This is a genomic window from Streptococcus oralis (assembly GCF_018448765.2).
Classification (GTDB): domain Bacteria; phylum Bacillota; class Bacilli; order Lactobacillales; family Streptococcaceae; genus Streptococcus; species Streptococcus oralis_BM.
The window spans coordinates 487,417-502,061 of sequence record NZ_JAHCMC020000001.1; the positions used below are offsets into that span (position 1 = coordinate 487,417).

The following is a 14,645-nucleotide window of genomic DNA, read 5'->3' on the forward strand; positions in this document are numbered from 1 at the left end:
GACCAAGGAGAGAAATTATGAAAAAACAAATCATTTTCTACAGCCAAGGTCTGCGTTATGAAGTAGAACTGAGTGCAGATAAGACGGTCTTGATAGGGGCGACTGAAAAGGCCCAAGTCTACCTTTCTCAACAGGAAAGACCGATTCAGCTCAAGGTCGATGGTGACGAGGTCTTTTATCAGTACGACGATGAAGTAGGACTCTTGAAAGATGGTCTGCGTTTGGGTGAGGTCGTCTTTTATCTCCGAGAAGGGGAGCCAAGGGTTTATGACCTTTTGGATTTATCAGAGTTTCAGATTGGTTTTCAAAGAGGTGCGTTGATCACACTAGATGGAGGTGTTGAACTCTTACTCCAAAAATCCCAAAATCAATGGAAGCTAACTCGACTAAAAGGCGCATTTTATCGAAACAATCATCTGGAACAAATGGACCAGCAATTGATTGGTTTTGGAGATGAGTTGAGTCTAGGGGCGGTGACGATCAAGTTCTATCCTGATGAAGTATGGGTCCAGGGTCCTGCCCAAGTTGGGCCACAACTGACTCTGAGAGAACCATCTCGATACGGTTTTTATGAAGATTATCCAGATTATCATCGTTCTCCACGGATCATCTATCGTGGTAGCGAGGATAAAATCTTGATTAATCCCCCAGGACAGGAACCGGTTAAACCGAGCGATGAACTGTTAAAGCTGATTGTTCCTCCTCTGATGATGGTCGGAGTAACCGTCTTAATCACCTTAATTCAACCTCGAGGGATCTATATCCTTGCGACAGTAGGGATGTCCATAACCACAATGATTTTTTCTATCCGTGGTTTCATCAAAAATCGTAAAAAGTACAAGGCTGATAAGAAGGAACGGGTCGATCTCTATCGCCTTTACCTGAAAGATAAGGTCAAAGAGTTGACTCGTCTGGAACGAGAACAAAAAGAAGGGATGCACTATCATTTTCCAACGATTTTAGAATTGACGGACTTGGTTGAGAGTTACAATCACCGAATTTACGAAAAGACTCCCTTACATTTTGACTTTTTATACTATCGTTTGGGACTCGGGAAAATGCCGACTAGCTATGACTTGAAATACGGTCAACAGGAGCGCAGCGGTAAGAAGGATGCTCTGGAAGAAGAGGGTTACGCTCTCTATAGTCGTCACAAAAAAATTCCAGATATGCCGATTCCGGCAAACCTTAGCCATGGACCGGTGGGTTACATTGGACCTAGAAATCTCGTCCTAGAACAACTGCAGCTTTTGGTGATGCAACTAGCGACTTTTCATTCTTATCATGATGTGCAGTTTATTACGATCTTGCCTGAAGAGGAAAAAGAACAATGGTCTTGGATGCGTTGGCTACCTCATGCCAAACTGCAAGAGCTGAATGTCCGTGGTTTTGTCTACAATCAACGGACACGAGACCAGGTTCTCAATAGTTTGAACCAAATCTTGAAACTACGTCGTAGTCAAAAGGAAGAAGCATCTCACAAGGAGAGTACTCTCTTCCATCCTCATTACGTTGTTTTAGTGACCGATGAGAAGTTGATTTTGGACCATGTTATCATGGAATTCTTTACCGAAGATCCAACGGAATTAGGCTGTTCTCTCATCTTTGTAGAGGATGTCATGAGTTCCTTGTCTGAGAACATCCAGACAGTCATCAATATCAAGGACCGTAATACAGGCCAACTGGTTATGGAAGAAGGAGTTTTGAAAGAAACGGACTTCCGTTTGGATCATTTCCCAGCAGATTATGATAAGGAGCGGATCGCCCGTACCTTGGCACCGCTCAATCACCTCCAAAACCTTAAGAGTTCGATCCCAGATTCCGTGACCTTTATGGAAATGTATGGGGCGGAGACCTTTGAGGACTTGCAGGTATCGAGCCGTTGGAAAAAGAACGCACCCTACAAGAGTTTGGCTGTGCCGATTGGTCTGCGTGGTCAGGATGACCTGGTTCAACTCAATCTGCATGAAAAAGCCCATGGACCTCATGGTTTGATCGCAGGAACGACTGGTTCAGGGAAGTCCGAAACCATCCAATCCTATATCCTATCCCTCGCTGTTAACTTCCACCCTCATGATGTGGCTTTCTTGCTGATCGACTACAAGGGTGGTGGGATGGCCAATCTCTTTAAAAACCTACCTCACCTCTTGGGGACGATTACTAACTTGGATGGTGCCCAATCCATGCGAGCCTTGGCTTCGATCAATGCGGAGATCCATCGTCGTGAACGACTCTTTGGAGAGTTTGAAGTCAACCATATCAATCAATACCAGAAAAAATTTAAAAACGGAGAAGCGACAGAACCGCTCCCTCATCTCTTTCTCATCTCAGATGAGTTTGCAGAGCTCAAGGTTAACCAGCCCGACTTTATCAAGGAGCTGGTATCCATCGCTCGGGTCGGACGTTCCCTTGGGGTCCACTTGATCCTAGCTACTCAGAAACCATCTGGTGTGGTGGATGACCAGATCTGGTCTAACTCACGCTTCAAGATCGCCCTTAAGGTGGCGGACCGTTCGGACTCCAATGAAATGCTTCATACACCGGACGCGGCCGAGATCACCCAGACAGGTCGTGCCTATCTACAGGTCGGAAATAACGAAGTCTATGAACTCTTCCAGTCAGCCTGGTCAGGCGCGGATTACCAGCCGGACAAGGACGATATGGGGATCGAGGACCATACCATCTACCTGATCAATGAATTGGGGCAATATGAGATCTTGAATGAGGACCTATCAGGCTTAGAAGATGTGGATGAGATCAAGGAAGTACCGACAGAGTTGGATGCGATAGTGCACCATATCCAGCTCTTGTGTGAGGAACAAGAGATTCCTCCAGTACCACAGCCATGGTTGCCACCACTTAAGGAGCGCATCGCGCTAGAGGAGTTGGAAGAAGTGCAACCGACAGTAGCTTGGGGACAAGAGAAGCCCCTCTCTGTCCTACTCGGAATGGCAGATATCCCGCAGGCTCAGAAGCAGGAAGTCGTTTCTATCAATCTCTCCAAGGATGGTCATATCCTCCTCTACGGAAGTCCGGGTACAGGAAAGACGACCTTCCTTCAAACCGCAGCTATGGACTTGGCGAGAAAGTTCAGTCCCAAGGACCTTACCATGTACTTGATGGACTTTGGGACCAATGGTTTGGCTCCATTGTCTCAGCTTCCACAGGTGGCGGATACCATGCTTCTGGACCAAACGGAGAAGATCTCTAAATTTGTACGAATCATGGAGAAAGAACTCAACCGTCGTAAGAAACTCCTTGCGGACTATGGTGTTGGGACCTTGGAACTCTACCGTCAGGCTAGTGGTCAGGAAGAACCGGCTATTGTTATCCTTTTAGATAGCTATGAAGCCTTCAAGGAAGAAGCCTATGAGGCGGAACTCTTCAAGCTCTTGGTGCGCATCTCTCGTGAAGGTCTCAGCATCGGGGTTCACCTCTTGATGACAGCCGGACGTCAGACCAACCTTCGTGCCCAACTCTACTCAAACTTCAAGCACCAGTTGAGCCTGCCACAGAATGATGCGAGTGAAGTGCGGACGATTGTGGGCTCTACGCCACTCGCTATGACTATGGAAGATATCAAGGGACGAGCTCTCATGAAGCGTGAAGAGGTGGATGTCATCCAGCTGGCTCTGCCAGTCTCTGGAGCCAATGACACCCAAGTCCTTAACAACCTACGTCAGGAAGTGGCTTCCCTCCAAGAAGCTTGGACAGGACAACGCCCAAGTGCCATCCCGATGGTGCCAGAGGAGTTGACGATGGATGTATTTCTCAATCTGCCTACAACTCAAGAAGCGATTCAGAATCGTGAGTTGCCGATTGGTTTGGAGTTTGAAATGGTACAGAGTATTGCTATTTCGTTTAATCAATTAAAAAGCTTGATTTATCTGTCTGATTCTGCTGAGTCATTAGAAAATCAAACGCATCATTTATTAAATACGTCACTCTGTTTTGGAAAGAAATTAAGAGTGATGCTTGTAGATCCACTGGAGGAATATAAATCTTATAGTGAAAAAGTGTCAACGTATATTAGTAGTAAAAAAGAGATTTCTGAAATAGCTCAACAATTAATATTTGAGGTTAATCGCCGACTAGAAGGAGACTTATACTCTGATTGGTTGATTTTTATGCCAAATATAAAAGTAATTGTTGAACATGGTCTGTCAGAAAAAGATTTGGACTTTTTATTCAAAAATGGTTTGCGTGTAGGATTGCATTTTGTAATTGGTGGTGAGCATTCATATATTGGAAATAACATCCATGAAGTTCCGAAATATCTTAAATCCAATGCGCAGTGGGTGATGTTGGGTATGCGTTTAATGGATCAAATGTTTTTAGATAAACCTTATAATAATAGAGAAGCTCGACTAGAGTTGGATGAGGTTTATCTGCATGATCGTAAACAAGCCGTTAAATTAAAAATTACTAAAAATGACTAATTTGGAGGGATTTGTATGTCACCAATACAAAGTAAAGAAGAAGTAGCTAGTTCTATTGCATCTGGAATTGCTAACTCATCTAGTAGTATTGCATCTGGAAATAAAGTTGATTTAGACCAATCGAGTGAGTATCCGGGAAATAGTACAGCTGCGGAGAAGATTCCTAAAGAAGCTGAGTACGCGTCTTCTATTGTAGAGGTTTTAAATGGATTCGTTTCACGGATACAGAGTACAGCCGCTGAATTTGTAGCAGTAGATAGTCAGCTTGCTGCAAACATAGATACCAATACTTCTGCGCTACCTCAAACAAGTGCAGTTCCAAAGAATAATACTACATTTGTTCCAAATACGAGCTATTTTTCAGAAGAGGAATAATGAAGACACTAACATTAGAAGAAATCGATAATAAATCAAAAGAACTGGATAATTTTCTAAATCAACTAAGTTTGGAGAAGAAGAAAGTTACTCGCAAAGAAAATGAACTATTTGAAATGCATCGACAAAGTTTGCTTCCATTGCGACAAATATTAGAATTGCCACTATCGTCAAAAGATTATCAAACTTATCAAGATTTGATAATGGACATAGGCAGTGTAGGTGCATTAGTTGAAGCGTGGTCGGAGGAACGAAAAGATTCAATCAAGAAACAAGAAGACCGGTTGGAAAGAGAGTTAGATGAGCTCTGCCATGCTCGAAAGAAATTAATGATAGAACAGGAGTCGCAGAAGTAATATGGTAAAAATGGTATTAGGATCTTCTGATACGCAGGGTCAGACAATGGCTTCTGTGGGAGAAGCCAGAATAGCTTCCTACGATCAAGCAATTTCTGCATTATCAGCATTTGATAATGCAGGAGATTTGCAAGGGGCAGCCTATGATAGTGGTAAACAATATGGTATGAATGTAATCACTCCCTTGCTCAAGGGAGCTATCATGTATACAGAATTGCTGAGCGAAGCTGTTCCAGGTCTTCCCTCAAAATATCGTTCAGAAGTTGGGGATGATGATCTTGATTCAGAGGTACTTGAGAGTGAAATCCGTAGTCTTGAATCTAGTCTTCATAGTATTAGAGGAATGTACAATGCAATGGTTGGAGACGAATCTACAAGTGCAAGCACTTTAAGTAGTCTTTCAAATCGTATGGATGCTCTCCTAAACCAAAGAAATGAAAAAATAGATAAGCTCCGCAAGTTAAATATGTTTGCTGGAAGTTCCAATGACGTTTTTTCTGTAGGGGAAGGTAGTAGTTTAGTTGATAACTTAGCTCAAAATCTCCAAACGGGCTTAAGCCAAATCCAAACAGAGTTTGCAAGTTTTAGTGGTACTTTTCCCCAGCACCCTGTGAATACTCTGGGATGGGCACAGAATATCGAGGGTGAGTGGGAAAATAAGGTTAAGATTGACGGAGATTATAAGAAGGTTCTCAAAAAAATTGAGGATGGTAAGGGACTGACAGAGGAGGATATGGAGGTAATTCAATCCTATAAAAAACGTCATCCAAGTAAAGAGTTACCAGATACATTAGTTAATGCTATTGAGCAACACATCTATGAAAAGACATTAGCTGAAGCACTTGGTGATGATGGTGTTAAGTATAATACGAAGAATTGGTATGATGTAGTTACGGAAATCTCAGATAATGACTGGTTTAAGAGAGGAGCCCAAATACTTGGACTAACACCGAAAAGCTTGACTAAGGCTTTTCTACAATCGGACGGCGTCATAGGATTGCTGGGATCAGTTGATAAGGGGACAAAAGGTAGAAAATTTGTAAGTGGTGTAATGAGTGTCATGGCTTGGTATGAATCATTAGGAAATAAGGGAGGGACACTGAAAAAGATTTTCGATGGTATTTCTGATACCGCAAGCCCTGTAGAAACTATTGTAAAAAAAGGATTGGAAGGTGCTAGAGATGTTGGAATGGCGAAATTTGGCAAATATATAAAAGGGGGAGAAGAGGCAACAGGCTTATTAGGAAAAGGGCTCAAATATTTCCCAAAAGTAGCTAAGGTTCTGGGAAAAGTAGGGACAGTAATGACGTTTGCTGATCTTGGAATTACAGCGATTTCTAGTGGAGTAGACGAATTTAGCAAAACTAGGGACATAGGAAAAGCTGCTGGGAAAGGTGCACTTTCAGCTATAGCTAGTGTTGGTCCATTAGAAGGTGCAACCATCGGAGCTTCCATAGCGAGTGTTATTCCAATACCAGGTGTCAGCCAAATTGTTGGAGCTGGTGTAGGTGCTCTTGTTGGATTAGGAATTCAAGGTATAAAAGCATGGAAGCCGAAATTTTTTGACGATCCTGTTAAAGGAACGGAAGAGATAATAGATGATGTTGGTAACGGTATAAAAGGAACTGTTAAAAATATATCTAATGTTATAGGTGGGTTTGGTAAGGTATTAGGATTTGGGTAAAAAAATGAAAAAGAAATCAATTTTTAAAGCAAGTTTTGAAGAGAGTTTAAATTTATTAGATGATGGTTTTTTACAGTATCAATTGAAGGAACAAGATAAAAAAATGTCCAAACCTCCAAGGAATGTATTTGACTATTTTAAAAACGCTGTTTTATATGGTATATTGACACTTATTTTCCCGATTGGCTTCAACTTCTTATTATTGGCTTTTTCAACAATGCTTTATACTAGTGACCCAAAAGATTTAGTCTTTCCCATTTCTAATCATAATTTTTTAACGGCTCATGTTTATGTAATCGGGTTATTTATATGGCTTCTCTTAGTTCTAATTGGTAAATTTTTCAAACCATTTTTTATTCTTCCATATAGGACTCATTTTCATGTCATAACGTTTTTGATTTGGTTTGTTATAGAGTTCGACCTTGCTGCTATTGGTTTAGCATCACCATTTCTAACAATATTAGAAATTTTTATTCTTGTTTGTCTTCTTTTATCCTTAATTTATTGGATGTTTAGGATAGAACTTAAAGGTTTGAAAAATCGAATGTATGGAGAAATTAAGGCACCTACCTTACTCGATAAAATTGCTAAAGGCCTTGCTATTTATGGAGCAGGTATATTGGGCTTGGCTGTGATTGTTAATTATATTTTCAAAGCTTTCTCTATTAATTTTTCACATTCCGTAACTGTTTTAGGTCTCTTCATATGTTGGATTTTGTTAAACATTGGTTTAATTGTAATGCTCATTTTTATGGAGTTTCCTTATTTCCTTTATGCTTACTATAAATGGAAATATCCTGAAGAATACCGCGAGTGGGAAGGCAAATCTTTAGAAGAGTGGTATGGAAAAAAATATTTAAAAAAACACAAGGAGTTATTAAAAAATGAATAATAAAAACAAAAATAAAAATAAAAATAAAGAATTATTACCGTTGGGGAGTATTGTCTATCTTCAAGAAGGAACGCAGAAATTAATGATTATTGGTCGTGGAGTTATCTTTGATGACGAGGAAACTGGAGAAAAAGCATTCGCTGATTATATGGGTATTTTGTACCCAATGGGCTTTCAAACGGAATCGACGCTTTTCTTTCAACATGAAAATATTGACAAAGTCGTTTTTGTAGGCTATTCAGATGAGGAAGAGGGACGTTTTTTAGAAGTTTATGAGAAGTGGACGAAAACACTTACGATTCCTAAGAAAGAGATAAAATAGTATTACAATGGAGTAACTATCATAGATTTTCTATATTGGATATAGTAATACCGATCCTGTCTTTTTGATGAAAGTTTTAAAACTATTAAAAAGTGTAACAAAATTCGAATAAGCTATATTTTTAGAGATTATTGAAAAATATCACAATACTTTAAATAAAAATAAAAAACGAGAAGTCGCTTTAATAATAAAGCAACTTCTCGTTTTTTGTCTGTTCTATGTTGTAAGATGAATTAACGTGTCTATAAGCCTAAATTCATAATGCAAAAATATAGCTTTGTTCCCATGGGAAGAGGAGGATTTTGATATTGTGGTATAATAGAACAAGAACATTTTCTTTCTAGTACCTTGAAAATTCTATATTTTTCGCTTGCTTATCTGCTTTGCTATTTACAAAAAAATATATCCTGCCCCTCGCTGTCAACTTTCACCCAGATGATGTGGCTTTCTTGCTGATTGACTACAAGGGTGAGTGGGAAAATAAGGTTAAGATTGACGGAGATTATAAGAAGGTTCTTGAGAAAATAAAAGATGGTAAAGAGCTTACAGAGGATGATGTGAAAGCGCTCGAAGCTTATCGAAAACGCTATGGAAGGAACCTTCCTGATAGCGTGAATAATGCTTTGAAGAATTATGTTGAAAAAGAAACCAATGATCTTGTAAAAATGATATCAGATACTTTAGAGGCATATAAAAGAGGAGAAATTAGCGAAGAAGCTATAAATGATGTTTTTAATTTCCTACAACAAAATGGCATAAATATTTCTCCGGATGATCTAAAAAATAAGTCTGTAGATTTTTTTAAGGAAAGTATCACTTCAAAATTGAGTGATAAATGGTCTGAGTTAGCGACAGCACATTATACCTCTTACATGCTTCCATATCAAGTTCCATATTTAATCAATGGCTTAAAATCACAGATTGGGAATACACTAACGAAATATGGATTAAGTGCACTTCTATCAACTGCACCTGGTTCTATAGTTAATAAAATGGTGGGAGAAACCATTGAGAAAATTGGAGATTGTGTAATACCGTTAGTGAATAAATTAGATGGATTCTTAGGGAGCGCTAAATTTGCGAAAGCATTACCATATGGATTGGGAGCAGCACTTGATTTTAGTGCCCAACTTTTAGATGGTAAGCAACCAGGCGAAGCGTTAATTAAAGCAGGAGCGCATGCTGGAATTGGTTTTGCCTCAGCAAAAATTGGTGCTGCTATAGGGTCATTTGGTGGTCCAATAGGGACAGTAGCAGGTGCTGGTTTAGGATTTGTTTTAGGTGTAGCGGGTTCCATGTTATTTGATAAAATTTATGATGATAATATTGAAGAGGTGGGAAACTGGATAGGAAAAACTTATGAAGGTGCCAAAAAAATGTGGAAAATTTTGTAGATTCTGTCAGTGATACAGCTGGAAAAATATGGGACAGTGCGGGAGATGCAGTTAATGGATTTTTCTCGGGGTTAGGTAGTGTATTTTAATAATAAGGAGAAGAAAATATGCATAATTATAAATCTTTGCTTAGTTTAGGCAATTATAAAGAGGATAGTTATTATGTAGATTTAATTACAGGTGATTTAAAAAAATCTAGTGCTCATAAGGTATCTGAATCCAAAATATTTTTGTCTTCTATCATTGGTTACCATATTCTAGGAATTGGGTTCTTTAAAAGCGTTGAATCTAACGTGGTTTTAAGTATTTATCTGTTACTGGTGTCCTTTGCGCTTTCGATCATTGCTGCGATTGTTTTTAATAAACGGCTATATAAGAATACAGAATTTGAAAAGGTTGAATTTACAAAGGATGAGTATGAGGAATTTCGAAAGCAAGTGAAAAAACATAACAAAACCATAGTGCTACTTACCTTATTATTTATTGTTATGTTTTCTTTTTCAATGTTTCTATATCTTTCAAGACCCAGTATATTCTTGTTACTAGTGATGGACTATGTAGTTTGTTTTTCTTATTTATTTTATACGAACGGATTTTTTACAAAACGGTTCCATTTTGAAGAATATATAAATAAAATTTTTTTAAAGGAAGGAAAAATAATAAATGACTAACTTATTACCTATTGGTACTGTTGTTCGCCTTCATAATGGAACGATTGATGTGATGATTATAGGTAGATTTCCATTGTACAATCAAGAGGGTACAATTGGCTATTTTGATTATGTAGCATGCCTATATCCAACAGGGGCAGCAAATGAAGAACTTTTATATTTTAATCAAGAGAATATTGAAAAGGTGATATTCGAAGGATATCATTCGGAAAAAGAGGATGAGTTACAAGAATTATTCAAGAAACAAAAGGATAGTATTAAATATCCAAAATTGAAGGTATAATTTAGTTTATAGGTTTATTTCCAAAACAATAAACTTACTAACTTTCATTCGTAGGGGATCTATATTAAAATTGTAAAACTATTTGTTGCTTGGCTCTTTATCAACTGTAGTGTGTTGATGAAAAGTGAACATTGAGAGAGGATGGGATTCGTTCTCTCTTTTTTATACTCTCAACTCTCTATTTAGTGGCTAACTTGAAAGTAAATAAAGCTTTAAAACCATTAAAAGTGTAACAAAATTCGAATAAGCTATATTTTTAGAGATTGTTGAAAAAATCGCTATGATTTAAATAAAACTAAAAAACGAGGAGCTGCTTTGATATTAAAACAAGTCCTCGTTTTTTAGTTATTCCTTTTCTTAAGTTAAAATGGTGTGGCTATAAGTATAAATTAATGGTGCAAAAAAGTAGTTTGCTTCCTATCGAAAGGTGTTTGTTTTGATATTGTGATATAATAGAACAAGAACATTTTCTTTCTAGTACCTTGAAAATTCTATATTTTTCGCTTGTTTATCTGCTCTGCTATTTACAAAAAATATATCCTGTCCCTTGCTGTCAACTTCCACCCTCATGACGTGGCTTTCTTGCTGATTGACTACAAGGGTGGTGGGATGGCCAATCTTTTTAAAAACTTGCCTCACCTCTTGGGAACCATTACCAACTTGGATGGTGCCCAATCCATGCGGGCCTTGGCTCGATTAATGCGGAGATTCATCGTCGTGAACGACTCTTTGGAGAGTTCGAAGTCAACCATATCAATCAATACCAGAAGAAATTTAAAAACGGAGAAGCGACAGAACCGCTTCCTCATCTCTTTCTCATCTCAGATGAGTTCGCAGAGCTCAAGGTCAACCAGCCCGACTTTATCAAGGAGTTGGTATCTATCGCACGTGTCGGGCGTTCCCTCGGGGTCCACTTGATCCTAGCTACTCAAAAGCCATCAGGTGTGGTGGATGACCAGATCTGGTCCAACTCTCGCTTCAAGATTGCCCTTAAGGTGGCGGATCGTTCGGACTCCAATGAAATGCTTCATACACCGGATGCGGCTGAGATCACCCAGACGGGGCGTGCCTATCTGCAAGTAGGAAACAACGAAGTCTATGAGCTCTTCCAGTCAGCCTGGTCAGGAAGAACCGGCTATTGTTATCCTCTTAGTGTACCGCACTAGACTTCAAGCCAAGCGTGATAGAGAAGCTGGTGTGGTATACAGTATCAGAAAGTCTTTTTCGTACCTTGACGATTTTTCCAAGCTTGGTAGCGGGTGTCAATCAAGAGTTGGGTTAGTCGTCCCATGGTTTCTCTTTCTTCGGGAGTGAGGGATTGAGCTTGGACAAAGAGATGGTGAACGTGTTCAATAACCTTGAAGGAAGAGAGATCGTTGATAGAGGAGATGCCTGCATCAAGAATGATTCCAAAAAAGAGGTCAAAGTAGAGCTGCAGTTCCGTATCAGGGACCGTCTCAACCCATTCCTTGAAGGTAGTATCAACTTGCTGGCTGTCACTATTGGTCTCGTCTAGTTGGACAAAGTGTTTGTCTTCAACCTGCCAACTAAAGGTGTCATGCTGGGCAAGACCACCCAAGGCAGTGCTTCGAACGACGATTTTTTTATCAGGAATTTCCAGCATCATCCCGATGATAGACCCTTGTGGGACAAATACTTTCGTTCTTTCCATCATGTTTTGATAGCCAGCTGTTTCGGTTAGTTCCTTGTGAAGGCCAGGGGAATCAAAAGTATAGACAGCGGCAATATTTTTCTGCAAGTTTGGATCAAGTTGACTGGCAGCATAGACGGCTAGATTGCCTCCTTTTGAATGCCCTGCTAGAATAACCTTTTGGTCAGGATGTTTGGGAAAAAAGTCCTCTAAATACTGGAGGGCATGTTTTTGAGCTGGGATTTCTTTCATATAGGTCATATGGAAATCTTCTTTCCAACCGATGATACTATCATCCGTCCCACGAAAAACAAGCAAAAAAGTATCGAGACTGATACGATAAGTCATAGCCGCAAACTGTTTTTGCAATTCAGGATCAATATCATTGATAAAATTTGATAGCTTGCAATTTTTAAACCGTTTGTGTTGAGAGAGTTGATCCAACAACTGGAGGCGGTTCTTATTGGTCAACATCGTCGTGTCTCTAGGAATTTGGGGCGCAAGATCTATGAGGCGCTGGTTTTTTTGGGTGACTACACCATCAAAAGCAAGGTAGGTTAATTCGGTCAAGGCAAGAACATCTAACTCATTCACGGGGAGGTCATAAAAGGAATCGTATGCTACATCATTCAAGTAGTCAAAAATATTAGCCATAAAAGCTCCTTTCTCTATGTTTATCCTACCACATTTACATAGAATTGGCTAGTAGGCTTGTTTGAATGACCTAGTAGGGTTTAATTGAAATACATAGAAGATAGATTGCTCCTATTTCAAACCTCTAAACGAGCTTACTTGTATGTTTTTGCTATCAATCCCATTTTCCTTGAAAAAATTCTTCATCTCATTTACATCATCAGGCTGACCTGTGATGAGATAGCTGGCTTGATTGCCGTATTCATCAATATCATGTTTTAAAAATGCTTGACTTTGAGAAAGTTCATCGCTAGTTTTATAAGTAAAATTCGATGTTTTTTGAGCCAGTTCCTTCATCTCATTATCGAAAATAGTAACTCCTTTGTCAAAATGGTTGAGAATAATCGGACATTTACCAGACCATTCTTTGATAAGGGGGCGTAGAGCAGAAATACCAACATCAGATGCAAAGCAAACTAGTAGCTGATTCGTATCTTTAACAGTCAAAGAGGAATACAGCCAACTCATCTCAATCTCACTGCCAGCCGGTAAATGTGTCAAGGTGTTCTTAAAGTTGCTACCACTATTATGAGTCAAAATGAGAATCTCATCTTCATCAGGTGTGGAGGCAATAGTTAGCCATCGACTGGTTTGCTCTCCCTTAGCTTCGTTTTTATTAGTAGTAGAAGAAGTATCAGGGAGTGTAAACTTGGCATAAGCCTCTGCTTTCCATGTCATATTAGTAGGTTTCGTCAAATGTATTAAGTAAAGGTCCCCATTGAAATTTTCAATGGATTTTAAGGACAAAGCTTGACTACGTCCAAGATAGGTTATTACACCCCAAGAAATAAGGCATATAGCCACCAGAATAGATATAATAATTATCAACATTTTTTTACCTCTTTTCATTATTTTCATCATTTCCAAAATTTAAAAGATAGCCAAGTAGCCAGTGCGATAACAGGAATAAAGCCAATCAGTTTGATAAGCAAATCAGTATTAGGTAGGCTGTAAATATAAATCATGGTAGTCAATGCCGCCAACCAAATACCCGCAATTTTTAAAATAACAGGTAAGCCGGCAATCATACATAACCCTATAGCTAGCAAAATCATACCTCCAGTCGCAAAGGACATAAAATCAGGGTTTGATAAATCAACCTGTTGTAGTGTAGCTCCCCAAATAATGATCAAAATACCAATAATGGCAAGAGAAATTCCTGTAATACCTAATCCATTCATTTTTTTAACTCCTTGTTTGTCCATGATAAAATCTCCTTTATTATATTATTGAATGAATAAAATATTAGTTCATTCATATATTTTCAAAAAATAAAAAAATCAATTCTTCTTATAAAAATTTTGTCCTTTCTATGTAAATAATATCAAATATAGCATATCCATTTAATCTATAATCTGTTCTATCTCACCTATAAGAATAAAATGAGGTTCCCAGCCACCATGTCCGTCAGTATAGATATCTGGATACAATTCATAGTAATCCCTTATTTCCTGTACAAAACTCTCCTTGTCAAACTGTTGCTTACAAAGCTTTTTACATAAAAAAGTCTGTTTTGCCTCTTTAAATCCCATTGTCTTACCTATAGGAATTGCCATAAGTCCGGCATTTTCTATTTTATTTTCATTTCTTCCTGAATGACTTCCAAGGTATGCAAGTGCCTTTTTATATTTTGGATCAAAAAAGCTTACAGTAAAGTATTCACTATCATCAATAAACTCAGCTGTATATCTTGACGGATGTATATATAGGGTTACAGTCGCCTTACTTTTTCCCGGTGCTCCCCAAATATTTCCAAGGCTACTCCATGACACGAGGCAGGCATTGAACTTTTCCCTGTTGCCTACCGTTATTGCCGCCCATTCACTGTCAAAAATGTCAAACGGTTTGTACTCTTTTTTTCTAAATTCCATGTTCATTCCTCTTT

At 38.8% G+C, this 14,645-nt stretch carries 13 protein-coding genes and 1 pseudogene; 10 read left to right on the top strand and 4 right to left on the bottom strand.

Going from position 1 to position 14,645, the window contains the following annotated elements:
• Window positions 1-17: 17 nt before the first annotated feature.
• From essC to KIH88_RS02345, 10 genes and pseudogenes are all read left to right on the top strand, one after another.
• Window positions 18-4,439, top strand: coding sequence for a type VII secretion protein EssC (gene essC, locus KIH88_RS02300; protein ID WP_213988282.1), 4,422 nt, complete (start codon window positions 18-20; stop codon window positions 4,437-4,439).
• Between the two features lie 15 nt (window positions 4,440-4,454).
• On the top strand, window positions 4,455-4,814 hold the full coding sequence (locus KIH88_RS02305) for a TIGR04197 family type VII secretion effector (RefSeq protein ID WP_213988281.1): 360 nt from the start codon (window positions 4,455-4,457) through the stop codon (window positions 4,812-4,814).
• The gene (locus KIH88_RS02310; protein WP_213988280.1) at window positions 4,814-5,170 is read left to right on the top strand and encodes a hypothetical protein; all 357 of its coding nucleotides are present in this window, start codon (window positions 4,814-4,816) and stop codon (window positions 5,168-5,170) included. Before KIH88_RS02305 ends, KIH88_RS02310 begins: the two co-directional genes overlap by 1 nt.
• Before the next feature lies 1 nt (window position 5,171).
• Window positions 5,172-6,854 carry a hypothetical protein gene (locus tag KIH88_RS02315; RefSeq protein ID WP_213988279.1) on the top strand — a complete coding sequence of 561 codons (1,683 nt, stop codon included), beginning with the start codon at window positions 5,172-5,174 and terminating at the stop codon, window positions 6,852-6,854.
• A gap of 4 nt (window positions 6,855-6,858) precedes the next feature.
• Complete coding sequence (locus KIH88_RS02320; RefSeq protein WP_213988278.1) at window positions 6,859-7,746, top strand: hypothetical protein; 888 nt, start codon at window positions 6,859-6,861, stop codon at window positions 7,744-7,746.
• On the top strand, window positions 7,739-8,068 hold the full coding sequence (locus KIH88_RS02325) for a DUF4176 domain-containing protein (protein WP_213988277.1): 330 nt from the start codon (window positions 7,739-7,741) through the stop codon (window positions 8,066-8,068). The genes KIH88_RS02320 and KIH88_RS02325 overlap by 8 nt, the downstream gene beginning before the upstream one ends.
• Before the next feature lie 449 nt (window positions 8,069-8,517).
• Window positions 8,518-9,462: a hypothetical protein gene (locus KIH88_RS02330; RefSeq protein WP_445656364.1), complete on the top strand. Its 945-nt coding sequence runs from the start codon at window positions 8,518-8,520 to the stop codon at window positions 9,460-9,462.
• Between the two features lie 107 nt (window positions 9,463-9,569).
• Window positions 9,570-10,133 carry a hypothetical protein gene (locus KIH88_RS02335; RefSeq protein WP_213988276.1) on the top strand — a complete coding sequence of 188 codons (564 nt, stop codon included), beginning with the start codon at window positions 9,570-9,572 and terminating at the stop codon, window positions 10,131-10,133.
• Window positions 10,126-10,416, top strand: coding sequence for a DUF4176 domain-containing protein (locus tag KIH88_RS02340; RefSeq protein ID WP_213988275.1), 291 nt, complete (start codon window positions 10,126-10,128; stop codon window positions 10,414-10,416). The genes KIH88_RS02335 and KIH88_RS02340 overlap by 8 nt, the downstream gene beginning before the upstream one ends.
• Window positions 10,417-10,932: 516 nt before the next feature.
• A pseudogene (locus tag KIH88_RS02345) lies at window positions 10,933-11,543 on the top strand (FtsK/SpoIIIE domain-containing protein); the annotation flags it as partial.
• 83 nt (window positions 11,544-11,626) lie between these two features.
• On the opposite strand, the gene KIH88_RS02350 reads toward KIH88_RS02345, so the two are convergent.
• The 4 genes from KIH88_RS02350 to KIH88_RS02365 all read right to left on the bottom strand — a co-directional run bounded on the left by KIH88_RS02350 (window position 11,627) and on the right by KIH88_RS02365 (window position 14,631).
• The gene (locus KIH88_RS02350; RefSeq protein WP_213988274.1) at window positions 11,627-12,721 is read right to left on the bottom strand and encodes a DUF2974 domain-containing protein; all 1,095 of its coding nucleotides are present in this window, start codon (window positions 12,719-12,721) and stop codon (window positions 11,627-11,629) included.
• Window positions 12,722-12,832: 111 nt separating this feature from the next.
• Complete coding sequence (locus KIH88_RS02355; protein ID WP_213988401.1) at window positions 12,833-13,609, bottom strand: ferredoxin reductase; 777 nt, start codon at window positions 13,607-13,609, stop codon at window positions 12,833-12,835.
• 8 nt (window positions 13,610-13,617) lie between these two features.
• Complete coding sequence (locus tag KIH88_RS02360; RefSeq protein WP_172837215.1) at window positions 13,618-13,941, bottom strand: hypothetical protein; 324 nt, start codon at window positions 13,939-13,941, stop codon at window positions 13,618-13,620.
• Window positions 13,942-14,103: 162 nt separating this feature from the next.
• Window positions 14,104-14,631, bottom strand: coding sequence for a flavin reductase (locus tag KIH88_RS02365; protein ID WP_025168435.1), 528 nt, complete (start codon window positions 14,629-14,631; stop codon window positions 14,104-14,106).
• Between the last annotated feature and the right edge of the window lie 14 nt (window positions 14,632-14,645).